Origin of the sequence: Streptomyces sp. KR80 (assembly GCF_052245555.1) — a bacterium.
GTDB lineage: Bacteria > Actinomycetota > Actinomycetes > Streptomycetales > Streptomycetaceae > Streptomyces.
Genome location: NZ_JBQQCD010000017.1, coordinates 51,469 through 73,367 on the forward strand (window position 1 = coordinate 51,469; position 21,899 = coordinate 73,367).

The 21,899-nt window shown below is 70.3% G+C and carries 22 protein-coding genes and 1 tRNA gene; 10 read left to right on the forward strand and 13 right to left on the reverse strand.

Annotated features, from left to right (window positions below; genetic code table 11):
- The first annotated feature begins 49 nt into the window (after positions 1–49).
- Positions 50–523 carry a GNAT family N-acetyltransferase gene (locus ACTWQI_RS22420; RefSeq protein ID WP_443273103.1) on the forward strand — a complete coding sequence of 158 codons (474 nt, stop codon included), beginning with the start codon at positions 50–52 and terminating at the stop codon, positions 521–523.
- 113 nt (positions 524–636) lie between these two features.
- The gene (trxA, locus tag ACTWQI_RS22425; RefSeq protein ID WP_443273105.1) at positions 637–1,029 is read left to right on the forward strand and encodes a thioredoxin; all 393 of its coding nucleotides are present in this window, start codon (positions 637–639) and stop codon (positions 1,027–1,029) included.
- A 102-nt stretch (positions 1,030–1,131) separates the two neighbouring features.
- On the opposite strand, the gene ACTWQI_RS22430 is transcribed toward trxA, so the two are convergent.
- Positions 1,132–1,632, reverse strand: a complete 501-nt coding sequence (locus ACTWQI_RS22430) for a MarR family winged helix-turn-helix transcriptional regulator (RefSeq protein ID WP_443273108.1) — start codon at positions 1,630–1,632, stop codon at positions 1,132–1,134.
- 172 nt (positions 1,633–1,804) lie between these two features.
- Between ACTWQI_RS22430 and ACTWQI_RS22435 the strand changes: the two genes are divergently transcribed.
- Positions 1,805–2,221, forward strand: coding sequence for an Ohr family peroxiredoxin (locus tag ACTWQI_RS22435; protein WP_443273110.1), 417 nt, complete (start codon positions 1,805–1,807; stop codon positions 2,219–2,221).
- A gap of 212 nt (positions 2,222–2,433) precedes the next feature.
- Here ACTWQI_RS22435 and ACTWQI_RS22440 read toward each other — a convergent pair whose 3' ends face one another.
- From ACTWQI_RS22440 to galU, 9 genes are all read right to left on the reverse strand, one after another.
- On the reverse strand, positions 2,434–2,853 hold the full coding sequence (locus tag ACTWQI_RS22440; protein ID WP_443273112.1) for a TOBE domain-containing protein: 420 nt from the start codon (positions 2,851–2,853) through the stop codon (positions 2,434–2,436).
- A gap of 56 nt (positions 2,854–2,909) precedes the next feature.
- Positions 2,910–3,506: a DUF998 domain-containing protein gene (locus ACTWQI_RS22445; protein ID WP_443273114.1), complete on the reverse strand. Its 597-nt coding sequence runs from the start codon at positions 3,504–3,506 to the stop codon at positions 2,910–2,912.
- Positions 3,507–3,741: 235 nt separating this feature from the next.
- Positions 3,742–3,815, reverse strand: a tRNA-Ala gene (locus ACTWQI_RS22450).
- Positions 3,816–3,886: 71 nt separating this feature from the next.
- Positions 3,887–5,092, reverse strand: a complete 1,206-nt coding sequence (gene sepX / locus ACTWQI_RS22455) for a divisome protein SepX/GlpR (protein WP_443273116.1) — start codon at positions 5,090–5,092, stop codon at positions 3,887–3,889.
- A gap of 151 nt (positions 5,093–5,243) precedes the next feature.
- On the reverse strand, positions 5,244–5,867 hold the full coding sequence (locus ACTWQI_RS22460; protein WP_443273296.1) for a GNAT family N-acetyltransferase: 624 nt from the start codon (positions 5,865–5,867) through the stop codon (positions 5,244–5,246).
- Positions 5,864–6,379, reverse strand: coding sequence for a MogA/MoaB family molybdenum cofactor biosynthesis protein (locus ACTWQI_RS22465; protein ID WP_443273118.1), 516 nt, complete (start codon positions 6,377–6,379; stop codon positions 5,864–5,866). Before ACTWQI_RS22465 ends, ACTWQI_RS22460 begins: the two co-directional genes overlap by 4 nt.
- Complete coding sequence (gene moaC / locus ACTWQI_RS22470) at positions 6,376–6,903, reverse strand: cyclic pyranopterin monophosphate synthase MoaC (RefSeq protein ID WP_443273120.1); 528 nt, start codon at positions 6,901–6,903, stop codon at positions 6,376–6,378. The genes ACTWQI_RS22465 and moaC overlap by 4 nt, the downstream gene beginning before the upstream one ends.
- A gap of 53 nt (positions 6,904–6,956) precedes the next feature.
- Positions 6,957–8,468, reverse strand: a complete 1,512-nt coding sequence (gene glp, locus ACTWQI_RS22475) for a molybdotransferase-like divisome protein Glp (protein ID WP_443273122.1) — start codon at positions 8,466–8,468, stop codon at positions 6,957–6,959.
- Positions 8,452–9,375 (reverse strand): UTP--glucose-1-phosphate uridylyltransferase GalU, encoded by a 924-nt coding sequence (galU, locus tag ACTWQI_RS22480; RefSeq protein WP_443273124.1) that lies wholly within the window; start codon positions 9,373–9,375, stop codon positions 8,452–8,454. Before galU ends, glp begins: the two co-directional genes overlap by 17 nt.
- 34 nt (positions 9,376–9,409) lie before the next feature.
- On the opposite strand from galU, the gene ACTWQI_RS22485 reads away from it, so the two are divergent.
- The gene (locus ACTWQI_RS22485; RefSeq protein WP_443273126.1) at positions 9,410–10,063 is read left to right on the forward strand and encodes a 5-formyltetrahydrofolate cyclo-ligase; all 654 of its coding nucleotides are present in this window, start codon (positions 9,410–9,412) and stop codon (positions 10,061–10,063) included.
- Between the two features lie 204 nt (positions 10,064–10,267).
- Here the strand turns inward: ACTWQI_RS22485 and ACTWQI_RS22490 are convergent, their stop codons facing one another.
- A complete protein-coding gene (locus tag ACTWQI_RS22490) occupies positions 10,268–13,000 on the reverse strand; it encodes a penicillin acylase family protein (protein ID WP_443273128.1) in 2,733 nt (910 codons plus the stop codon).
- A gap of 141 nt (positions 13,001–13,141) precedes the next feature.
- On the opposite strand from ACTWQI_RS22490, the gene ACTWQI_RS22495 reads away from it, so the two are divergent.
- From ACTWQI_RS22495 to mscL, 5 genes are all read left to right on the forward strand, one after another.
- Positions 13,142–14,716: a potassium/proton antiporter gene (locus ACTWQI_RS22495; protein WP_443273130.1), complete on the forward strand. Its 1,575-nt coding sequence runs from the start codon at positions 13,142–13,144 to the stop codon at positions 14,714–14,716.
- A 252-nt stretch (positions 14,717–14,968) separates the two neighbouring features.
- On the forward strand, positions 14,969–16,297 hold the full coding sequence (locus tag ACTWQI_RS22500) for an MFS transporter (protein WP_443273132.1): 1,329 nt from the start codon (positions 14,969–14,971) through the stop codon (positions 16,295–16,297).
- Between the two features lie 66 nt (positions 16,298–16,363).
- Positions 16,364–16,717, forward strand: a complete 354-nt coding sequence (locus ACTWQI_RS22505) for an FmdB family zinc ribbon protein (protein WP_443273134.1) — start codon at positions 16,364–16,366, stop codon at positions 16,715–16,717.
- A 93-nt stretch (positions 16,718–16,810) separates the two neighbouring features.
- On the forward strand, positions 16,811–17,659 hold the full coding sequence (locus tag ACTWQI_RS22510) for an S-methyl-5'-thioadenosine phosphorylase (protein WP_443273135.1): 849 nt from the start codon (positions 16,811–16,813) through the stop codon (positions 17,657–17,659).
- 603 nt (positions 17,660–18,262) lie between these two features.
- Positions 18,263–18,754 carry a large conductance mechanosensitive channel protein MscL gene (gene mscL / locus ACTWQI_RS22515; RefSeq protein WP_443273137.1) on the forward strand — a complete coding sequence of 164 codons (492 nt, stop codon included), beginning with the start codon at positions 18,263–18,265 and terminating at the stop codon, positions 18,752–18,754.
- 157 nt (positions 18,755–18,911) lie between these two features.
- On the opposite strand, the gene ACTWQI_RS22520 is transcribed toward mscL, so the two are convergent.
- A complete protein-coding gene (locus tag ACTWQI_RS22520) occupies positions 18,912–19,100 on the reverse strand; it encodes a hypothetical protein (protein WP_443273139.1) in 189 nt (62 codons plus the stop codon).
- Between the two features lie 402 nt (positions 19,101–19,502).
- On the opposite strand from ACTWQI_RS22520, the gene ACTWQI_RS22525 reads away from it, so the two are divergent.
- On the forward strand, positions 19,503–20,681 hold the full coding sequence (locus tag ACTWQI_RS22525) for a low temperature requirement protein A (protein ID WP_443273298.1): 1,179 nt from the start codon (positions 19,503–19,505) through the stop codon (positions 20,679–20,681).
- Positions 20,682–20,747: 66 nt separating this feature from the next.
- On the opposite strand, the gene ACTWQI_RS22530 is transcribed toward ACTWQI_RS22525, so the two are convergent.
- Positions 20,748–21,752 (reverse strand): sigma-70 family RNA polymerase sigma factor, encoded by a 1,005-nt coding sequence (locus ACTWQI_RS22530; protein ID WP_443273140.1) that lies wholly within the window; start codon positions 21,750–21,752, stop codon positions 20,748–20,750.
- Between the last annotated feature and the right edge of the window lie 147 nt (positions 21,753–21,899).

Below are 21,899 nucleotides of genomic sequence, written 5' to 3' on the forward strand. Positions count from 1 at the left end.
CGACCGGCCCCGGACCGGCCCACGCGGGCACATCCGTACGATTGCGCTCATGCAGATCCGTACCGTGCGCTTCGACCACCCCGACGCCGTGAAGCTGAATGACCAGGTGCAGCTGGAGTACGCCGAGCGCTACGGCGACGGGGACCTGACCCCCATGGACCCGGCCCAATTCGTTCCGCCGCGCGGGCTGTTCCTGCTCGTCTACGACGGCGATGCTCCGGTGGCCACCGGTGGCTGGCGCGCCCAGGAGGAGAGCGCAGAGGGCTACGCGGACGGTGACGCGGAGATCAAGCGGATGTACGTCGTACGGGAGGCCCGCGGCCGAGGCCTGGCCCGCCATATCCTCGCCGCACTGGAGGACAGTGCCCGTCGCGCCGGGCGCCGCCGGATGATCCTGGAGACCGGGCTCAAGCAGCCCGAGGCGATCGCCCTCTACACCTCCAGCGGCTACACCCCCACGACGAAGTTCGGGCTCTACCGCTGCTACGAGGACAGCCGCTGCTACGCGAAGCTCCTCACCTGACCGACCACAGAAGGCGGAATTCCGCCACACATGAATCAGCGGAATACGGACAGGCTCCCCGTCGATGCCCGGGCGGACACCCGCCGACGTCACGCGGAAGCAGGTAGGAACACATGAGCACGGTCGAGCTGACCAAGGAAAACTTCGACGAGGTCATCTCCGCGCACGATTTCGTACTGATCGACTTCTGGGCCTCCTGGTGCGGCCCGTGCCGTCAGTTCGCGCCGGTCTACGAGCAGGCCGCCGAGCGCCACTCCGACCTGGTCTTCGGCAAGATCGACACGGAGGCCCAGCCCGAGCTGGCAGCGGCGTTCGACATCCGGTCCATCCCGACGCTGATGATCGTGCGGGAGAACGTGGCGGTCTTCGCGCAGCCCGGTGCGCTACCGGAGGCAGCCCTGGAGGACGTCATCGGCCAGGCACGGAACCTGGACATGGCGGAGGTCCACAAGTCCGTGGCGGAACAGCAGGCGGCCCAGCAGCAGGCTGGCTCGGAGCCGTCCTGAGGGCGTGAGGTGGGGCGGGGTTCCGGGTTCTACCGTCCCGCCGTGGCCGCGGTGGTCGACACCGGGATCCGAGCGCCCGGAGGCGAGCGGGGAACGACCTGCTCAGCTCTGTTCGTCGGCCGCCGCGGCGTCCAGCACCTCCGTAAGGAGGCGCAGCCGAGCACGGAGATCCACCATCTCCTGGCGGTCCAGACCGCTGGCTTCGGTGATCATCCGGGGCACTTCCGCGGCGCGCTCCCGTAGCGCGTCTCCCGTCTCCGTCAGCCGCACCCGCACCGAGCGCTCGTCTTCCCTGCTGCGCTCCCGCACCACGAGGCTCGCCGACTCCAGCCGCTTGAGCAGCGGCGAGAGGGTGCCGGAGTCCAGCCGCAGCTGCTCGCCGAGCCGTTTGACCGGCATCTCGCCGTGCTCCCAGAGCACGAGCATGACCAGGTACTGGGGATAGGTCAGCCCGGTGTCGCGGAGCAGCTTGCGGTACACCCCGTTGAAGGCCCGGGACGCGGCGTGCAGTGCGAAGCAGACCTGCAGGTCGAGGCGGAGCAGGTCCTGGTCCGGGGTGGGGCCCGCGGTCGGGCGGTGCTGTGTGCCCGTCTGGGTTGCCATGCCTTCAGCGTACCTTTCGATTGCGCACATCTCAGCTGCCCACGACTCAATCTACACCATCTAAGTTGTGCACAACTAAATTGCGTGCTCTACTTGCTCTCGACAGTGAGCGGCGGGCGCCATCGGAGGTGTCCGCCGTGAGCCGAGCGAACACGTGAGAGGGATGGTTTCGATGGATGCGCTGTACACCGCGGTGGCGACGGCCAGTGGACGCGACGGGCGGACGGTGAGCTCGGACGGGCAGCTCGACCTGCCGCTGGCCATGCCGCCCGCCCTCGGCGGGAACGGCCAGGGCACCAACCCCGAGCAGCTGTTCGCCGCCGGCTTCGCCGCATGCTTCGCCAGCGCGCTCGGCCTGGTCGGCCGCCAGGCGAAGGTGGACACCAAGGACGCCTCGGTCACGGCCGAGGTCGGCATAGGCAAGGACGACACCGACGGCGGCTTCGGGCTGGCGGTGACCCTCCGGGTGGAGCTGCCCGAGCACCTGCAGGGCGAGTCCGGCCGGGCACTGCTCGAGCAGGCTCACCACGTCTGCCCGTACTCGAAGGCGACCCGCGGCAACATCCCGGTCGAGGTCGTCGCCGAGTAAGCCACGCCCAGCCGGGCCGGCAGGGCGTAGCTGCCGCGTAGCTGCCGTCGTCGTGAAGCCCGCCGCCACAGCGGGCTTCACACGGGCCGTTACCTGTCGGCCACTCAGAAGGCTGGTATCTGCTGCAGATTCGCAGGCACCGACACTCGCGAGAGCCCGCCCTCTCAGGACCCGCCCTCTCGGGGGCGCGCCCGAGGCCGGTCTCGGAGCGGTCAGTCCGTACCGAGCGACACCTCGGTCGACTTGACCAGCGCGGTCACCGCCACACCCTCGGCCAGCCCGAGGTCCTCCACGGCATCCTTGGTGACGGCCGCGGTCAGCTCGCCGCCGTCGACCGCGACCTTGACCGTGGCCATCGCGGCGCCAGTGGCCACGGACACCACGGTCCCGGGAATACGGTTGCGAATGCTCAGCCCGGAAACGGGACCGATGGCCAGGGCGATCTCGGTCGACTTGGCCAGCACGCGCACCGGGCTTCCCGCCGCGAGGTCCAGCTCCTCGACCGCCTCGCGGGTGACGGCGGCGGTGATCTCCTGCCCGCCGACCAGCCGAGTCGTGACGGCCGCCATCACCTCGCCCGCACTGACGGCGGTGACGGTTCCGGGGATCCGATTGCGGATGCTGAGGCTCATGCGCCCCACCGTACGTCCCTGGCATACGAGAACCCCGCCGACGACTCCGGCGGGGCCTAGCTCTCATCAGAACGTCGGTAGTGGCCCATGCAGGAGGCGACGACCACAAAAGGCCAAAGGGACTGAGCGAACGTCACGACGCGTTCCGCGACACCGGCGGCACCGTGAGCCTGCAGTTCGATCAAGAACCATGTTGCGCCGATCCACATCAGCACACCCGCCAGGATCGACGGCGCGGGCCGGAGTCCCCATGGTGCGGCTCCAGTGCGATCGGCGGCCAGGACCGGCCACACCGTCAGAAGAGTGAATCCGACCCCGACGACAGCACCGTGTTCCACGGAACCGCCGCTGCTCGGTTGCGGAGACAGCGCCAACACGATCGCGGACACGCCACCGGCGCCCAGCGCGACACGTCCGGCAAGCGCAGCTGCCCGCAGTCCCCAGGCGGTGACCAGATGACAGGCCCCCAGGGCGACCACCGCGCCGGTCATCACCGCACGTCCGGAAGCGCCGTCGGCCGCCAAGAGGCTGATCGTTTGCGTGGCAGGGTCGTAGCCGGGCCCGTGGAGCAACGCCGCGATCGTCCAGCCACCCACCAATAGGAGGGGCGCACACCCCGACGAGAGGAAGACCCACCACGGCACAAGTCGCACCAGGCCACCGTAAAACGCCCACTCCTTCCTCCCCCGCACACACACAGGCGAATGACAGCCGAAGCAGTCCGGTGCCGCCCGTCACGAGCTCCTGCTCGGCTGCGACGCGAAAGGCACTCCGCAAGCTGAGCAAGCACCCCGGGACGGCACGATCGAAACCAGCTGCGGTACTTCGCTGCTGTACGGCACGACAGAGCCCCTGCCGGATCTCTCCGTCAGGGGCTTTGAGCTGCGGTGGACCTGAGGGGATTTGAACCCCTGACCCCCTCGATGCGAACGAGGTGCGCTACCGGTCTGCGCCACAGGCCCTTGCAACGGATGAAACCTTAGCATCCCGCTCGGGCTGCTCGGAAATCCGTTCCGGGGGCGCAGACCGGGCGTCATTCGTTGGCTGCGCGCGGTCGGTCCTCGTCTGCGTACTGGTCGAAGAGGGGGGTGCGACCCCGTTCGCGGGCACGGCGGCCCGACGGCCCCGACGGCCGGCCGGTGGAGCGACCGGGGTCGGCGGGGGCCGCCTCCGCGGCGGGCTCGGCCGTACTGGAACGGGCCGAGCTCCAGGCATCCGGAGCGTCGAGGTCCACACTGCCGGTGGCGCGCGGAGCGACCGGCGCCGTGACGTACGTGGGCAGGGGCACCGGAACCGGATCCCAGCTCGCCCCCTCGTCCCGGCCGCGCTCACGCTGCTGGTCGACCCACTCCGCGTGGTCGGTCTGCTCGACGAGTGCGCGTCGGCCCGCGGCGTGCGGCGACGAGGCGGTTACGGGGTCCGCGGTCTGGTCCGCAGGCGGGGCGGGCTCCGTACGACCGCCGTCCGCCGGGCCTGCGGCAGCGGTGGCTTCGGCGGGGCGGCCGGAGGTGCGCGTGCGGCGCTCGCGAAGGCGCTGGGCGGCGGCCTCGGCGCGGCGCCGGTCCATGGTGAACACAAAGCGTCGGCGCTCCTGGGCGCGCAGGTAGACGATGTACCCGCTGAGGAGCACGGCCGGAACGGCCGGCGCCCAGAGGAAGGCCAGGCCGCCGACCGCGGCGACGATCGAGCCCACGGTGAAGGCCAAGAACAGCATCATGGTCGTGCGCCGACGGCGCGCGAGAACCTTCGAGCGCCGGGCGCGCGCGGCGGCGGACCCCGCGGGCCGGCGCTTCGACTGAGCGGCACCGCGCTCGGCACGCCCCTCCACGCGCCCCTCCGCGCGGCTCTCGTCGCGGCTCTCGTCGCGGCTCTCGGTACGCTCCGCACGAGCCTCAGTGCGGCCCTTCTTGACGAGGCCGGACGCGGACACGGCGAAGTCCCGGACGTCGACCGTGCCGGTCGCGGCGTCCGGGTCAGTCGCCCCCCGCTTCGGTGCGGCGTGGGTGCCTCCGCCGTCGAAGGCGCCCTCGCCGTTTCCGTCGCCGGAGTTGCGCTCCTCCAGGCCCTTGGCGTATCGGCGCTCCATCGCCGCCCGTCCGGACAGCAGCCGGATGGCGGTGCTGAAGCGTTCCGTCGGACGGGCTTCATTGAGCTCGTCCTGCCTACGGAGCCACATCGGCACCAAGTAGGCGGCCCAGGCCCCGACAATGACTGCGTAGATGAGGCCGCTGCTGCTCACGCCTCACACGGTAGAGGGGTCCGCATGAGGCCATCTGCCAATTGGCGCGGTGTGTCGCACGATCTGGCTGATAACTCGAACTTTTTTTGCGATTGTTGAGATCGGCAGACTGCGAATTCGGTCAATTGCCCTGCAATTTCGAACATGCATTTCATTTGTGGGCCGTGCCGGGGCGGACCCGGTGCCAGCGGTTCAGCAAGCCCTCGGGGGCCTCCTCCGCCGTCAGGGCGTAGACCAGGTGGTCGCGCCAAGCGCCGTCGATATGCAGATAACGAGGGCGCAGCCCCTCCTCCCGGAAACCGAGTTTCTCGACGACCCGGCGGCTCGGCGCGTTCTCCGGCCGGATGCAGACCTCGATGCGGTGCAGCCCCACCGTTCGGAAGCAATGGTCGACTGCGAGTGCGACGGCCGTCGGCACCACGCCCCGGCCCGCCACCGCCTCGTCGACCCAGTAGCCGATGTGCCCCGAGCACATCGACCCCCAGCTGATGCCGGCCACCGTCAACTGACCGACGAGTTGTCCCCGGTACTCGATGACGAACGGCAGCATCCGCCCGGCATGCGCCTCTGCCCGCAGATGGCGCACCATCTGCCGGTACGTGGGCCGGTGCGCGACGGGACCTCCTGGCCCCGGTGGCGGGATAGTCGCCTCCCAGGGCCGCAGCCAGTCGCGATTGCGCCGGTTGACCTCGCGCCAGGCGCGCTGGTCGCGCAGCTTTATGGGGCGGAGGGCGATGTCGCCGTCCACCAGCTCGACCGGCCAGGGGGCGTTCAGCTTTCGCCTCCGGCGGGTCTGGGGTGGTCACCGCCGCGGATCTGGTCGACCGCGTGCACGAGGAGGCGGCTCAGGACGGCGAGGCCGTCACGGACGCCTCCGGTGGAACCGGGGAGGTTGACGATCAGGGTGGTCCCGGCGACGCCGGCCAGACCGCGGGAGAGTGCGGCGGTGGGGACCTTGGCCAGTCCCTCGGTCCGGATCGCCTCCGGGATGCCGGGGATCTCGTAGTCGAGGACCCTGCGGACCATCTCGGGGGTGCGGTCCGTGGGCGAGATGCCGGTGCCCCCCGTGGTGAGCACGACGTCGTATGCCGCGGCGACGGCCTCGCGCAGCACCGCCTCGACGGGGTCGCCGTCGGGGACGACCCGGGGCCCGTCGACCGTGAAGCCCAGGGCGGTCAGGCCATCCACCAGAAGCGGCCCGCCCTTGTCGGCGTAGACCCCGGCGGACGCCCGGTTGGACACCGTGACGGCCAAGGCGCGGTACGGCTGTGCCGAGGACGGGCTCATGCCTCGCCCCTCCCCCGGCCGGGGGCCTCGCCCCTCCCCTGGCCGGGGCGGGACCAGTGGCCCGACTTTCCGCCGGTCTTCTCCTCCACCCGTACGTCCGTGATGACCGCGGCCTTGTCGACCGCCTTCACCATGTCGATCACCGTGAGGGCCGCCACCGTGACGGCGGTCAGGGCCTCCATTTCGACCCCGGTCCGGTCCGTGGTTTTCACCGTGGCCGCGATCTCGACGGCGTCGTCGGCGACCGACAGATCGACCGTCACACCCGATACGGCGAGCGGATGGCAGAGGGGGATCAGCTCCGGGGTGCGCTTGGCCGCCATGATGCCGGCGATCCGGGCGGTGGCGAGGGCGTCGCCCTTGGGAACGCCTTCGCCCCGCAGCAGCTCCACGACGCGCGGCGAGACGAGCACCCGGCCGGTGGCGCGAGCCGTACGGGCCGTGACGTCCTTACCGGAGACGTCGACCATCCGGGCCGCGCCTGCGTCGTCGAGGTGCGTGAGGTGCTGCTGGCCGCTGCTCATCGTTCTCCCGGTCCGGTCCTGTGGGCAGACACCGTACCGGCCGGTGCCGTCCCTCAATCGAGGAGTACCACGTCCACCTCGGCGCCGGGCGCGACGGACGTCGCGTCCTCCTCCACGACGATCAGGGCGTTGGCGTGAGCGAGGGCCTTCATCAGATGGGAGCCGGCGCCGCCCACAGGAGTGACGACTCCTACCCCGGAGCCTTCGGCCCGGGTGGGGGTGCCCCCGGCGGTAGGCCCCCGGCCTGCGGCATGGGGAACCCCAGGGGGAGCTCCTCCAGGGGGAGGGCCCTCCACATACTGTCCGCGCAGGAACTGGCGCTTTCCCTTCGGGGAGGACGCGATCCCCTCGGGACACACAGCACGAACCGTCTCGCGGCTGATCGGGTCGAGACCCATGAGGGCGCGGATCGCAGGCCGTACGAAGAGCTCGAAGGAGACGTACGAGCTGACCGGGTTGCCGGGCAGGGCCAGCAGTGGGGTGCGGTCGCGGCCGATGCTGCCGAAGCCCTGGGGCTTGCCGGGCTGCATGGCCAGCTTGCGGAACTCGACCCGGCCGCCGCGCGTGGCGGCGCTGCCACCCTCGCCGTCGTCCCCGGCGTCCTCGAACCGCGACAGCGCTTCCTTGACGACGTCGTACGCACCGACACTGACGCCGCCGCTGGTGACGACGATATCGGCGCGGAGGAGCTGGTCCTCGATGGTGGCGCGGAGGGTGCCGGGGTCGTCAACGACGGCTCCGACGCGGTACGCGATGGCTCCGGCGTCCCGGGCGGCGGCGGTGAGCGCGAAGCTGTTGGAGTCGTAGATCCGGCCGATGGTCAACGGCTCGCCGGGCTGGACGAGTTCGCTGCCGGTCGACACGACGACCACGCGCGGACGGGGCCGTACGGTCACCGTGCCGCGGCCGATGGCTGCGAGCAGGCCGATCTGGGACGGTCCGAGCAGCGTGCCCGCCGCGAGGGCCAGCTCTCCGGCGCGGACGTCGCTGCCCCGGGCGCGGATGTGTGCGCCGACCCCTGCGGCGCGGTGGACACGGACCTGGCCGGTCGCGCCCTCGGGAGCGTCCGTGGCGGCGCGCATTCCGGAGGCCGGGCCACCGCCGATGCCGCCGTCGGTCCACTCGACGGGCACAACGGCTTCGGCGCCCGGCGGCACGGGGGCGCCGGTCATGATGCGCGCGGCCTCGCCGGATCCGATGGCGGGCAGCTCGCCGCTGCCGGCGGCGATGTCACCGACGACGGTGAGGACGACCGGCTTCTCCTCGGAGGCGCCGGCGACATCGGCCGTGCGGACGGCATAGCCGTCCATGGAGCTGTTGTCGAAGGGCGGCAGGGCCGTCGGGACGGTGACGTCCTCGACCAGGACGCAGCCCTGGGCGTCGAGAAGTTGCAGCTCGATCGGCTCGAGCGGACGGATCTCGCCGAGGATGTCCGCGAGGTGCTCCGTCACGGTCCAGACCCGCTGCTCGTCGTCGGCCTCAGCCGGGGCCGGGGCGCCTGAGCCCGTACGGGGCCGATCCCCGGGCCCGTCCGATGCAGCGGCCTGCTCAGCGCTCCTGCTCAACGTGGTCCATCTCCTCCGTGACGTAACTGCGAAGCCAGGACCGGAAGTCCGGGCCCAGGTCTTCACGTTCGCACGCGAGTCTGACAATCGCACGCAGGTAGTCGCCACGATCGCCGGTGTCGTAGCGGCGGCCCTTGAAGACGACCCCGTGCACCGGTCCGCCGAGGCTCGGGGTCTCGGCAAGGGTGCGCAGGGCGTCGGTGAGCTGGATCTCGCCACCGCGGCCGGGCTCGGTCTTGCGGAGCACGTCGAAGACGGCGGGGTCGAGCACGTATCGCCCGATGATGGCGAAGTTGCTGGGCGCCTCGGCGGGGTCGGGCTTCTCCACCAGGTCGGTGACCTGGACGACGTCGTCGGCGGTGGTGGACCGCACCGCGGCGCAGCCGTAGAGGTGGATCTGGGCGGGGTCGACCTCCATGAGCGCGACGACGCTGCCGCCGTGCTGCTCCTGGGTCTCGATCATCCGGGCGAGGAGGGGGTCGCGGGGGTCGATGAGGTCGTCGCCGAGAAGGACCGCGAAGGGCTGCTCGCCCACGTGCGGGGCGGCGCACAGGACGGCGTGGCCGAGGCCCCTGGGGTCGCCCTGGCGGACGTAGTGCATGGTCGCGAGGTCGCTGGACTCCTGGACCCGGGCGAGGCGCGAACCGTCGCCCTTGCGGCGCAGCACCTCCTCGAGCTCGTAGTTGCGGTCGAAGTGGTCCTCGAGGGGGCGCTTGTTGCGGCCCGTGACCATGAGGACGTCGGAGAGGCCCGCGGCGACGGCCTCCTCGACGACATACTGGATCGCGGGCTTGTCGACCACCGGGAGCATTTCCTTGGGCGTGGCCTTCGTGGCCGGCAGGAAACGGGTACCGAGTCCGGCGGCAGGGACGACGGCCTTGCTGATCCTGGAGCGCGATGCAGTCATGCGGAGAACCATAACGGGTGGCTATGAGTGGAAGATGCGACTCCCGTTAATACGTTCTCATAAGGAGAGGTTTGTGCGTCCCGAGAATCGAAGCCACGCTACGAAGGCTGCGTTGCGTCGGGATCTCCTGACGGTGAGGGCCAGGTTGACGGTGGATGACGTCTCCGTGACCGGGGCCTCGCTCGCACAGCGCGCGCTGGAGCTGCCCGAGATCGCTCAGGCGCGCACGGTCGGCGCGTATGTGTCCGTGGGACGCGAGCCAGGGACCCGCGCGCTGCTCGACATGCTGCACACCCGGGGCGTACGGGTGCTCCTCCCGGTGCTGTTGGCGGACAACGACCTGGACTGGAGCGTGTACGAGGGGGCGGACCGGCTGGTGGCGGCCGGCCGCGGGCTGCTGGAGCCGGGCGGTCAGCGCCTCGGCCCGGACGCGATCACAGAGGCGGACGTCGTCCTGCTGCCCGGTCTTGCGGTCGACGAGCGGGGCGTGCGGCTGGGGCGTGGCGGCGGAAGCTACGACCGCGTCCTGGCGCGGCTGGCCGCCTGCGGCGCGGATCCCGCGCTGGTGGTCCTGCTGTACGACGGCGAGCTGCTCGACGAGGTACCGGGCGAGGCACACGACAAACCGGTGCACGCGGCGGTGACTCCCTCCGCCGTCCACCGCTTCGGACCACGGCCCGGTGACTGACCGAGCCGCGCTCGAAGCGGTGGGGGCGCACGGGGTGAGAGGACCGGCGCCCGGGACCGGGCGTCGAGCCCCCCGCCCGTACTCCGCTTGGGCACAGGGGTACCACTGAGGCACGCCCGCGGCCGCACCGCGCGGGAGAGCCCGGACCGGGATGCCGGTTGGAGGGGCCCGGGGGAGTGTGCGATCCAGGTGGCACAGCGCCCGCTAGGGCGTGAGCGCCAGCGTGTCCTCCGTGGCCTCGTGGACCTTCCGGTCACTGAAGGTCCACGGCAGCAGGTCGCCCTTGACCCACTTCTCCGTCTGATCGCTGTAGTGCGGGTGGTACGCGTGCCCGGAAGCCCCGGTGAGGTTGATCCAGCGGGACTTGTCCAGGTCGCCGAGATTGACGATCATCCGCATCGATGGCACCCACACGACCTCGTAGCCACCGGCCGCATTCCAGCCGGTCGCGTTGACCGCCGCTTCGCCGCCGCCGAGGTTCCAGGGACCGCGGTTGAGGACGCGCGGCAGGATCTCGCCGTCGCCCCGGCCCATGGCCTGGTTCTTCAGCGTCAGCTGGTGCAGGCGGCCCCAGCTCCAGCTGTCGATGTCCTTGCCGAGCTCGGCGGTGAGCTCCCACCGGGCGTCCCTCATGGCGTGGGCCAGCAGCTCGTCCCGGCTGCGCGCGCCAGGGTTGCGGACGGTGCCGGAGGTCTTCCACCAGTCGTTGCCTTCGTCCTTGAGGATGCCGCGCACCACCTCGTACCAGCGGTCACCGCCGTCGGGCTGAGCCTGGTCCGGGGCGCGCTCGCCGCACTCCCGTACAAGCCGGGCGTTGCCGTCCAGGTCCTCCAGGGGGCCGGAGTCGTCGGCGGGACGTACCCGCAGGCACTGGCCCTCAACCCGCAGCTCCTTCGGGAGCTTGTTGCCGAAGGCCAGCTTGAGGGTGTTGCGCCAGACCGCGTTGAAGTAGGCGGCCGCAGCCGAGTCGGCGTCCTGGGTGTAGTCCCAACCCGCCAGCAGTTTCTGCGCCTCCCGGACGTAGGGGTCCGTCACGTCGATCTTGAGCAGATAGGGCGTGAGCAGCTCGGCGATCTCGCTGCTGTTGTCCAGCTGCATGGTCTGCATGTCGTCCGTCGAGATCTTGCCCCCGTCCTTGATCTTCAACTGGATGAGGTCGTTGATCCGCTGGCTGCGTGCTCCGTAGCCCCAGTCCTTGGTCAGCAGGTAGGGGTAGGTCTGCTGATCGATCACGGCCTGGTTGGCGGTCACGATGTAGCCCCGGGAGGGGTTGAACTCCCACGGCAGCGCGGACTGCGGGACGTACTTCGTCCAGCGATAGCGGGAGTCCCAGCCCGGCGCCGGGTAGCGGCCGTCGCCCTTGCCGCGGACCGGGATCCGGCCCGGTGCCTGGTAGCCGATGTTCCCCCGGGTGTCGGCGTAGAGAAGGTTCTGGGACGGTGCGGCGAAGTCTCGGGCCGCCTTGCGGAATCCGTTCCAGTCCTTGGCGGCGTTCAGCCCGAAGAGTCCGTCCATGGTCTTCCCGGGCGAGAGGGCGGCCCAGCGCAGCGACACGGCGTAGCCGTTCCCGCGATCCGGGGCGGCGTCGCGGACCGGGGCCTCCTCCCCGACCTTGCCCAGTTCGTCGTTGCGGTCGGAGACGATCGGACCGTTGCCGGTCGAGCGGACCGTGATCTCGCGCGGCGGGCGGTCCGCGACCTTGATGGTCTCCTTGCGGGTCTTGAAGGGGACCTGCCGGCCGTCGGACACGTAGCTACTGCTGGTGACCTTCTCCAGGTAGAGGTCGGAGACGTCGGCGCCGAGGTTGGTGAAGCCCCAGGCGACGTCCTGGTTGTGGCCGATGACGACGCCCGGCATGCCCGAGAAGGTGTAGCCGGACACGTCGAATCGGCAGGAGGTGCCGACGTTCCGGCAGTGCAGGCCCATCTGGTACCACAGCGAGGGCATCTGCGGGGCCAGGTGCGGATCGTTCGCGAGCAGGGGCTTTCCGGTGGCGGTGTGCCGGCCCGCGACCACCCAGGAGTTCGATCCGATGCCGTTGCCGTTCGGCCCGAGCAGCGCCGGGACGTCCTCCAGGGTCCTGGAGAGGGAGGACAGCTGGCTCCGGATGCCCTGCGCCGCGTCGCCGAGGCCCGCGGCCGCGCCCGGGCCGGTCTGCGTCGTGGTGGCGGCCTTGGGGTCGAAGGTTTGGGTGGCCTGGTCGACGGAACCGCGGTCGACGACGGGGCGATTCCGGTCGTACGGGTAGTCCGGATACAGGTCCTCGATCTGCTCCGGCCTAAGGCGGGTCGACATCAGCGCACGGTCGATCTCGTCCTGCATGTTGCCCCGCAGATCCCAGGCCATCGCCTTGAGCCAGGCGACCGAGTCCACCGGGTTCCACTTCTCGGGGGTGTAGTCGGTGGTCAGGCCCAGCGCCGCGTACTCGACGGACAGGGCCGAGCCCTTGTGCTCCCTGAGATAGGCGTTGACCCCCTCGGAGTACGCCTGCAGGTATTTCTTGGTCCGCGGCGACAGCTGGGTGTCGTACTCCCGCTGAGCGACCCTGCGCCAGCCGAGCGTGCGCAGGAAGGCGTCGGTCTCGATCTGCCCCTCGCCGAACATCTCGGACAGCCGGCCGGCGGTCATGTGACGGCGGACGTCCATCTCCCAGAAGCGGTCCTGCGCCTGTACGAACCCCTGCGCGCGGAACAGGTCCTCGTCGGTGTCCGCGTAGATCTGCGGAATGCCGTATCCGTCCCGCTTGACCTGGACCGGAGCGGTGAGGCCCGGGAGCTTGAGCGAGCCGGTGGTCTCAGGGAAGGAGGCGCGCACGGCGCCCACGCTCCAGTACGTGCCATAGCCGACGCCCGCCACGAGCAGCAACACGACTGCGATCACGAGGAGGCGGGCGCGTCGCCCCTTCTTGTCGGAGGGGCCGGTCTTGTTGGCGGGCATCGCTGTCCTTCGAGGGGCAGGGTGGTCCTGGGAGTGCTGGAGCAACCATAGGCGCAGGGCCTGAGCGGCCCGTACGCGGAGTCTGCGCGGAATCCCGTCCCGGTGAACGCCTCCCGGAGGCACGCGTCAAGAACCCGTAAAATGTTAGGCAACGGAACGAAGTGTCGCCGTTCCGAAGGAACGTTTCGGCGCATAACGCACGAAAGGGTTCGCCCCCTGACTGTCCACCAACTCAACGAACTCCTGCTGGTCTGCTCGATCGTTCTGCTCATCGCGGTGGCGGCGGTCAGGATCTCCACGCGCAGCGGGCTGCCGACCCTGCTCATCTACCTGGGCATCGGAGTCGCGGCGGGCGAGGACGGAGTGGGCATCGCCTTCGACGACGCCCAGTTGACCCAGCTGCTCGGCTACTCGGCGCTCGTGGTGATCCTGGCGGAGGGTGGTCTCGGCACGAAGTGGCGGGAGATGAAACCGGGGCTGCCCATCGCGGCGGTGCTGTCGACGGTCGGCGTCGCCGTGAGCGTCGGCATCACCGCGGCGGCGGCGCACTACCTGGTGGGCATGGAGTGGCGGCAGGCGCTCATCATCGGCGCGGTGGTGTCCTCCACGGACGCGGCCGCGGTCTTCTCCGTGCTGCGCAGGGTGCCGCTGCCCCGGCGACTGGTGGGCACCTTGGAGGCGGAGTCGGGCTTCAACGACGCCCCTGTGGTGATCCTCGTGGTGGCATTTTCGATGGCCGGTCCGGTGGATCAGTGGTACGTACTCCTCGGCAAGATCTCGCTGGAGCTCCTGATCGGTGGGGTGATCGGCACCGCGGTGGGTCTGCTCGGGGCCTACGCGCTGCGGCACGTGGCACTGCCCGCCTCCGGCCTGTATCCGATCGCGGTGATGGCGATCGCGGTCGTCGCCTACGCGGGCGGCGCCCTCGCGCACGGCAGCGGCTTCCTGGCCGTCTACGTGGCCTCCGTGATCCTGGGCAACGCCCGGCTTCCGCACTGGCCCGCCACCCGCGGATTCGCCGAGGGGGTCGGCTGGATCGCGCAGATCGGCATGTTCGTGCTGCTCGGCCTGCTCGTCACCCCGCACGAGCTGGGCGACGACATCCTGCCGGCGGTCATCGTGGGCCTGGTGCTGACCGTGGTGGCGCGGCCGGTCTCCGTACTCCTGAGCACGATGCCGTTCCGTACGAGCCGGGCCGAGCGGGCGCTGCTGTCCTGGGCGGGGCTGCGCGGCGCCGTGCCGATCGTCCTGGCCACGATCCCTGTGGTACACGACGTCGACGACAGCCGGACGATCTTCAACATGGTCTTCGTCCTGGTGATCGTCTACACACTGATCCAGGCACCGTCACTTCCCTGGGTCGCCACACGGCTGCGGCTCGGCGACAGCGAGGCGGCGTCCGATCTGGGAATCGAATCCGCGCCGCTGGAGCGGCTGCGCGGCCATCTGCTGTCGGTCTCGGTGCCGGAGAAATCCAGGATGCACGGGGTGGAGGTAGGCGAACTGAGGCTGCCGGCGGGCGCCGCGGTCACCCTCGTCGTACGGGACGGCAAGAGCTTCGTGCCGTCGCCGACGACGTTCCTCAGGCGCGGGGACGAGCTGCTGGTGGTGGCAACGGATCCGGTACGTGACGCAGCGGAGAAGCGGCTCCGGGCCGTGGCACAGGGGGGCAAGCTGGCCGGCTGGCTGCACAACGAGGGCCAGGGCTCCCCGTAATCGCAGGCGGACAAGGCCCTCGGTCGCATAGATCACAGGGGATGCGCCTGCTTCCCCTGTACAATGAAGCGGCAACTGACGACCCACTCTGCCTGACGCAGAGCTGGCGCGACCGCTCGGCGGCCGCGGTCCCCTGCCCCTGATCGGTGCGGACCCCGGTATCTACCCCGGTCCTGCGCGAGAGGACAGCTCTCGGCGCACTCCGTGACGACCCACGAGGGTGCGCTACCAGGCGGCAGAAAGGCGACGGCCGTGGCATCCGCGGTCACCACCACACGCCCAGGGACCACCACCCGACGTCCCGAGAAGCGTCCCGGATACGGGCAGCTGCTGCGCACACCCGGCGCATGGGCCTTCGTGCTGCCCGGCTTCGCCGCACGACAGCCCTTCGCCATGCTCACGATCAGCATCGTGCTGCTCGTCGAGCACACCACGGGCTCGTACGGCATCGCCGGCGCGGTCGCGGCGGTCACCGGCCTGTCCATGGCACTCTGCGCTCCGCAGAGCGGCAGACTCGCGGACCACTTCGGACAGCGTGCGGTACTGCTGCCCGGCATCGCGATCCATGCGGCGTCCGGCGGACTTCTGACGGCGCTCGCACTGGCGGACGCGCCCCTGTGGGCGCTCTTCGCCGCTGCCGTACCGACCGGCGCCTCCGTACCGCAGATCGGGCCCATGGTGCGGGCGCGCTGGGCGGCGGCATTGGGGTCCCCCGTCGGGGAACTCGGGGCAGGCAGCCCGCTGATGTCCACGGCGGCCGCATTCGAGTCCGTCACGGACGAGCTGACCTTCGTCATCGGGCCGGTCCTGGCGACCGCGCTGTGCACGGGTGCGCATCCGGCGGCGGGTCTGGTCGCTGAGTCGGGACTGACCCTGGCGGGCGGACTGCTGTTCGCCGCCCAGCGCGGTAGCGCGCCGCCCGCACACCGGCGCGCGGCGCGGGTGGACGCGCCCCGCGCATCCGCCCTGTCCGTGCCCGGCGTCCGCGTCCTGGCGGTCGCCTTCCTCGGGATCGGCTCGGTCTTCGGCGGCATGCAGGTCTCGCTGACCGCCTTCACCCAGGAAATCGGACAGCCCGGCATGAACGGTCTGCTGTACGGGATCTTCGCGGCGGGCAACATGCTGGCCGGAGTGGCCTGCGGAGCGATCGCCTGGCGGACCTCGGCGCGACAGCGGCTGATCACGGGATACGCGGCGCTGGCACTGGCGTGCTCGGCCCTGTGGGCCGTGCAGTCCCCGCTGCTGCTCGGAGCGCTGGGGCTGCTGGTCGGCCTGTGCGTCGCACCGGCACTCATCACCGGCTACACGCTGGTGGAGGCGGTGGTCCCGCCGACGGCCCGTACCGAGGCCTTCACCTGGCTGACCGGCTCGGTCGCGCTCGGCCAGGCGGCAGCCGTGACGGTGGCTGGTCAACTGACGGACATGTCGGGCGCCGGCGCCGGCTTCATTGTGCCGCTGGCCGGTACGGCGCTGGCGCTGGTGACGGTGGTGGCGCTGCGCGGACGGCTCGTGGCCCGGCCACCGTCACGGCTGCCGGTGGCGCGTGGGATCGGTCACCGTGTGCCGGTTGCTGTGGACTGATCCCGTGGAATGCTGCACTATTGACCGTCGTTAGCACTCATCGAGTGAGAGTGCCAGGAGGAGTACGTGCCGACCTACCAGTACCAGTGCACCGATTGCGGCGAGGGCCTCGAGGCGGTGCAGAAGTTCACGGACGAGGCGCTCACGGAGTGCCCCGGCTGTGAGGGGCGCCTGCGCAAGGTGTTCTCGGCGGTCGGTGTCGTCTTCAAGGGGTCCGGCTTCTATCGGACCGACAGCCGCGCCTCGTCGTCGGGCTCGTCCGGCAGTGCGGCGAAGTCGTCGTCCTCCTCGGCCTCTTCGTCGTCCACGGCGTCCACGCCGGCCAAGGGCGACGGCGGCTCCTCCGCGTCGAGCTCGTCCTCTGCCGCGTCGTCCTCGGCCTCCTCGTCGCAGTCGACGTCGGGCAGCTCCGCGGCCTGACAACCGCGCCGCAAGACCAACGGACGGACCCCGCCGCCTCGATGTGAGGCGGCGGGGTCCGGTGCGCGTACGGTCCCGCATAAGGTGGGGCGCATGGTCGAGACGGACACCGCTCAGGCGGACATAGGGGTAATCGGCGGATCGGGGTTCTACTCCTTCGTCGATGACGTGACCGAGATCACCGTGGAGACCCCCTACGGGGCGCCGAGCGACTCGCTCTTCCTCGGCGAGGTCGCGGGGCGGCGGGTCGCCTTCCTTCCCCGGCACGGCCGCAAGCACCACCTTCCTCCGCACCGCATCAACTACCGGGCGAACCTCTGGGCTTTGCGCTCGGTCGGTGTCCGGCAGGTGCTCGCTCCGTGTGCCGTCGGCGGACTGCGGAAGGAGTACGGACCGGGCACTCTGCTCGTGCCCGACCAACTGGTGGACCGCACGAAGACGCGGACCCAGACCTTCTTCGACGGGGAAGCGCTGCCGACCGGCGAGGTGCCCAATGTCGTGCATGTGGGCTTCGCCGACCCGTACTGCCCGGCCGGCAGGCAGGCGGCGTTGGCGGTCGCGCGTCGGCGCGACCTGGACCCCGTGGACGGCGGGACGCTGGTGGTGGTCGAAGGGCCGCGCTTCTCGACCCGGGCCGAGTCCAACTGGCATGCGGCCCAGGGTTGGTCGGTCGTCGGCATGACCGGGCACCCGGAAGCGGTCCTCGCACGCGAACTCGAGCTCTGCTACACGTCGCTGACGCTGGTCACCGACCTGGATGCAGGGGCCGAGACGGGTGACGGCGTCTCCCAGGAGGAGGTCATGCGGGTGTTCGCGGAGAACGTGGAGCGCCTGCGGACGGTGCTCTTCGACGCGGTGGCTGAGCTGCCGGACGTGGCAGGCCGGGATTGCCAGTGCGGGCGGGCGCTGGAAGGGCTGGACATCGGGATCGAACTGCCATGACGAACTGCCTGAGGGTGACGGCTTTTTCCACAACCGGGGAGTAGTCCTCAGGCGTCGGCGGGGTCGGGCGAAGACATGCATCGTGGGGAGCGCAAGCGGATGTCTCCGAGCTCCTCGCGAGAGGTGATGGCCTCATGTCCCAGTACGTCATGTCCCCGTCCCCGTACGCCAGCCATGTCAGTCATGCCAGCCACGCCGGTGACGTGGGCGCCAGTGGCATCGGCGTCACCGGTCGCGTCGCTCACATCGCCCGCGTCAGCCACGTCGCCCGCTTCGGCGCTGCGGGCCGCGACAGTGGGCGCGGTCATCCCCGGCGGGCCTGTTACGGCGGCCTGCCCGGCGGCTCACCGCCGCAGCCCACTCCGCCGCTGCGCGAGGTCCCGCACTTCGAGCCCTTACGACCGCGGGGCGGCCGGTACGGGTTGGTGCGCGTTCTGCGCCGACGGCGCCGGTCGGTCGGGGCAGGGCTCGCGCTGGCTGCCGCAGCGCTGGCGGCAGCCGCGGCCTCGTCCGAGGGACGAGATTGGACAGCCCTGACCCACTCTGCCGTACATTGCGGAACCGTCTGTTCCATCCAGCGTGCGCGCAGAGAGAGGCCTCCCGGTGAGCGTGGAGAACAAGGGCGTCCTGAACGGCTTCAAGCAGTTCCTGATGCGCGGAAACGTGATCGATCTCGCGGTCGCCGTGGTCATCGGCGCTGCGTTCACGAACATCGTGAACGCAGTGGTGAAGGGGGTGATCAACCCTGTGGTGGGCGCCATCGGCACCCAGAATCTCGACCATTACACGACCTGCATCGGCACCTGCAGGAAGAACCAGGCGGGCGAGGTGACCGAGGGCATCCACATCCTCTGGGGCTCGGTGCTCAGCGCCACCCTGACCTTCCTGATCACGGCGGCGGTCGTCTATTTCCTCATGATCCTGCCGATGAACCGCTACAAGGAGCGGCAGGCGGCCAAGGCTCCGGTGGCGGCCACCCCGGCCGAGGTGACGGAGATCGAACTGCTCGCGCAGATCCGGGACGCGCTCGTGGGCCGGCACGACGGCTCGGACCCGGGTCCGGACACGGGGCGTGTGCCCTCCCAGAAGCAGTAACGGGAACAGCAGCGGAAGCAGAGGCCCGCCGCAACCGCGGCCGCTGGGGGCACCTCCCAGCGGTAGCTGGGGGAGTACCCCCAGGGGGAGGTAGGCCCCTGGCCTGCGGCATGGGGAACCCAGGGGGAGGCTGGACACCGCAGGGGCCGACCGGTGATCAGAGGTGGTGAGGGGGCTTCTCGTCGAGGAAGCGGGCCAGGTCGGCGCTGCTGTCGCCACTGGCCGGGCGCTCGCCCCAGCCCTGCTCGGTGTCGTCCGCGGACTGCCGGTCGGACGGGTCCCCGAAGTCCAGCTTGGCGGCCGGGTCGGCCGCCTCCTGCGGTTCGGGAGTCGGGGCGGTGCTCATGGCTCAAGGGTACGGGGGTGTCGATGCCCAGTGGTTACGCGGATCCCGCCCAGTCGCGTAGCCCAGCCACGGCCCCCGCCGACCAGGGCATATGGCCGCTGTTTGCGACAGGGTGGTGGGACCTCGCGCACATGGCCGGGTGCGCGTATATGGCCGGGGGAGGGAGCGGTGGTTTCCGGCGACGTCGCTGAGGGTCGGACGCGTCGTCACCGTAACGGCTCATGCGGCCCTGGACCCGATATGCGCGTCGCGGGAGTGAGGGGGAGATTGAGTGCGGACCGGGGAGAGGGGGATGGCGACAACGGAGGCGCACTCGTGAGCGACCACTCCCCCTCCGGGCCGTCCGGTCCCGCTCACCTCCCCGGCCCCACCGGCCCCGGCCACGGGCGGGCCGCCGCCCCGATGCGCCGGATGGTCGCCCGCAGCCGTGACGAGGCGCATCGCGCCGCCACACCTCTGGAACTCTTCTTCGACCTCGTCTTCGTGGTCGCCATCGCCCAGGCAGGGGCAGCCCTTGTGCACGCCCTCGCCGAGGGCCACCCGGCACATGGCGTCGCCGGTTACACGATGGTGTTCTTCGCCATCTGGTGGGCGTGGATGAACTTCTCCTGGTTCGCGTCCGCGTACGACACGGACGACGTCCTGTACCGGGTGACCACGCTGGTCCAGATGACCGGCGTGCTGATCCTCGCCGCGGGCGTGACACGCGCCTTCGACGACAACGACTTCTCGGTCGTGTGGTTCGGCTATGTGGTCATGCGGATCGCGCTGGTCAGCCAGTGGGGTCGGCTCGCCCTCTCAACGCGGGGCTCCGAGCGCGGGATGGCGCTGCGCTATGCGGTCGGCGTGACGACCTGCCAGGGCGGATGGCTGGGGCTGCTGTTCATTCCTGAGGACACGAGACCATGGCTGTTCCTGGGCATGGTGATCGCCGAGCTGATGGTGCCGATGTGGGCCGAGCAGGCCTGGCAGACCGCCTGGCATCCGCATCACATCGCGGAGCGATACGGCCTCTTCCTCATCATCGTGCTGGGCGAGACCATCCTCGCGGCGACCGTCGGGGTGCGTTCGGCGGTGGACGAGAACCGGGAGCTGGGGGATCTCCTGCCGATCGCGGCCGGTGGCCTGTTGATTATCTTCTCCGCATGGTGGATCTACTTCGCGGTCCCCGCCCACGAGCGCCTGACCTCGAACCGGGTCGCCTTTCTCTGGGGGTACGGGCACTACGTCATCTTCGCCTCCGCCGCGGCCATCGGCGCCGGCATCGAGGTGGCGGTCGAGCAGGCCACCGGAAAGGCCCATATCTCGACGACTGCGGCCGCCGCCGGTGTGACCCTCCCCAGCGCGCTGTACCTCGTTACCGTCTGGCTGCTGCACGCCCGGCACAGCAAGCGCGGCATCGGTCAGGCGATCCTGCCGGTGACCGCCGTCCTGGTTCTGACCTGCACCGTCGTAGGGCAGTCCGCGGTGCTGCTGGCGGGCGTGGTATCGGCGCTCGCCGTCGCGAGCGGCGTCACGGTGGCCGCCCGCCAGGCCCGTACCAGCGGAACCCGTACCCATGGATCCCGACCCAGCGGATAGGTAATGCCCCGGCGCCGGGGAAGCGCCGGGGCTCTGCTCAGGCGTGGGCGCGAGTCTACGCAGCCGTTACGCCGCTGCATCGAAGCCGGTGTCGCGGGCCATCCTCTTCAGTTCCAACAGGGCGTGCTTCTCGATCTGCCGGATTCGCTCGCGGGTCAGGCCGTGTTGCTTACCGACCTCCGTCAGCGTCCGCTCCCGGCCGTCGTCGATGCCGTAGCGCATCTTGATGATCGAGGCGGTGCGGTGGTCGAGCCGGCCGATCAGCTCGTCCAGACCCTCTCGTCGGAGCATCACCAGCACCGACTGCTCGGGAGTCGCCGCCGAGGTGTCCTCCAGCAGGTCGCCGAACTGGGTCTCGCCCTCGTCGTCCACCGACATATTGAGGCTCACCGGGTCGCGGGCCCAGTCGAGCACATCGCCGACCCGCGCGGACGTGGAGCCCAGCTCCTCGGCGATCTCCCCGTGCTCGGGGTCGCGGCCGTGCTCGCGGTTGAACTCGCGCTGCACACGCCGGATCCGCCCCAGCTCCTCCACCAAGTGGACGGGCAGCCGGATCGTACGGGACTGGTCCGCGATGGAACGAGTGATGGCCTGCCGGATCCACCAGGTCGCATACGTGGAGAACTTGAATCCCTTGGTGTAGTCGAACTTCTCCACCGCACGCACCAACCCCGCGTTGCCCTCCTGGATCAGGTCGAGGAGGGGCAGCCCGCTGCGCGGATAGCGGCGCGCGACCGCGACGACAAGTCGGAGGTTGGAGCGGATGAACACATCCTTTGCGCGCTCCCCCTCAGCGGCGATCGCCGCCAGCTCCTCACGGCTCGCACCTGCGGCGGGGGCGTCCGTGATCTCCCCCTCGAGGATGTGCCGGGCGTACACTCCCGCCTCGATGGTCTGGGACAGCTCGACCTCCTTGGCAGCGTCGAGCAGGGGGGTCCGCGCTATCTCGTCGAGGTACATGCCGACCAGGTCGCGGTCGGCGATCTCCCCGCCCCCGGCGCGACCGTGACCCCGGTCGGTCCCGGTGCTGGTGCTGTCGGCCTGACGGCGGGCGACGGCACGGGTTGCCATGAATGCTCCCTTGCGATGAATCGGTCGCGGGTCAGTAGCGGACGTCCACCCTGGCTCGGGTGCCCGTTCCGATGGGAACAACGACTGGAATCCGGACACAATTCCCATGTCGTCCGACATTTTTTATGATCATGCAGTACCCTTACC

Bases quoted from the DNA above. Each gene is read 5' to 3' on its own strand.
- ACTWQI_RS22510 (WP_443273135.1), top strand. From the start codon at position 16,811: ATGGTCGAGACGGACACCGCTCAGGCGGACATAGGGGTAATCGGCGGA.
- ACTWQI_RS22430 (WP_443273108.1), bottom strand. From the start codon at position 1,632: ATGGCAACCCAGACGGGCACACAGCACCGCCCGACCGCGGGCCCCACC.
- trxA (WP_443273105.1), top strand. From the start codon at position 637: ATGAGCACGGTCGAGCTGACCAAGGAAAACTTCGACGAGGTCATCTCC.
- ACTWQI_RS22440 (WP_443273112.1), bottom strand. From the start codon at position 2,853: ATGAGCCTCAGCATCCGCAATCGGATCCCCGGAACCGTCACCGCCGTC.
- ACTWQI_RS22485 (WP_443273126.1), top strand. From the start codon at position 9,410: ATGCGACTCCCGTTAATACGTTCTCATAAGGAGAGGTTTGTGCGTCCC.
- ACTWQI_RS22525 (WP_443273298.1), top strand. From the start codon at position 19,503: ATGCGCCGGATGGTCGCCCGCAGCCGTGACGAGGCGCATCGCGCCGCC.
- ACTWQI_RS22520 (WP_443273139.1), bottom strand. From the start codon at position 19,100: ATGAGCACCGCCCCGACTCCCGAACCGCAGGAGGCGGCCGACCCGGCC.
- galU (WP_443273124.1), bottom strand. From the start codon at position 9,375: ATGACTGCATCGCGCTCCAGGATCAGCAAGGCCGTCGTCCCTGCCGCC.
- ACTWQI_RS22465 (WP_443273118.1), bottom strand. From the start codon at position 6,379: ATGAGCCCGTCCTCGGCACAGCCGTACCGCGCCTTGGCCGTCACGGTG.
- ACTWQI_RS22495 (WP_443273130.1), top strand. From the start codon at position 13,142: ATGTTAGGCAACGGAACGAAGTGTCGCCGTTCCGAAGGAACGTTTCGG.
- ACTWQI_RS22530 (WP_443273140.1), bottom strand. From the start codon at position 21,752: ATGGCAACCCGTGCCGTCGCCCGCCGTCAGGCCGACAGCACCAGCACC.
- ACTWQI_RS22435 (WP_443273110.1), top strand. From the start codon at position 1,805: ATGGATGCGCTGTACACCGCGGTGGCGACGGCCAGTGGACGCGACGGG.
- moaC (WP_443273120.1), bottom strand. From the start codon at position 6,903: ATGAGCAGCGGCCAGCAGCACCTCACGCACCTCGACGACGCAGGCGCG.
- ACTWQI_RS22420 (WP_443273103.1), top strand. From the start codon at position 50: ATGCAGATCCGTACCGTGCGCTTCGACCACCCCGACGCCGTGAAGCTG.
- ACTWQI_RS22490 (WP_443273128.1), bottom strand. From the start codon at position 13,000: ATGCCCGCCAACAAGACCGGCCCCTCCGACAAGAAGGGGCGACGCGCC.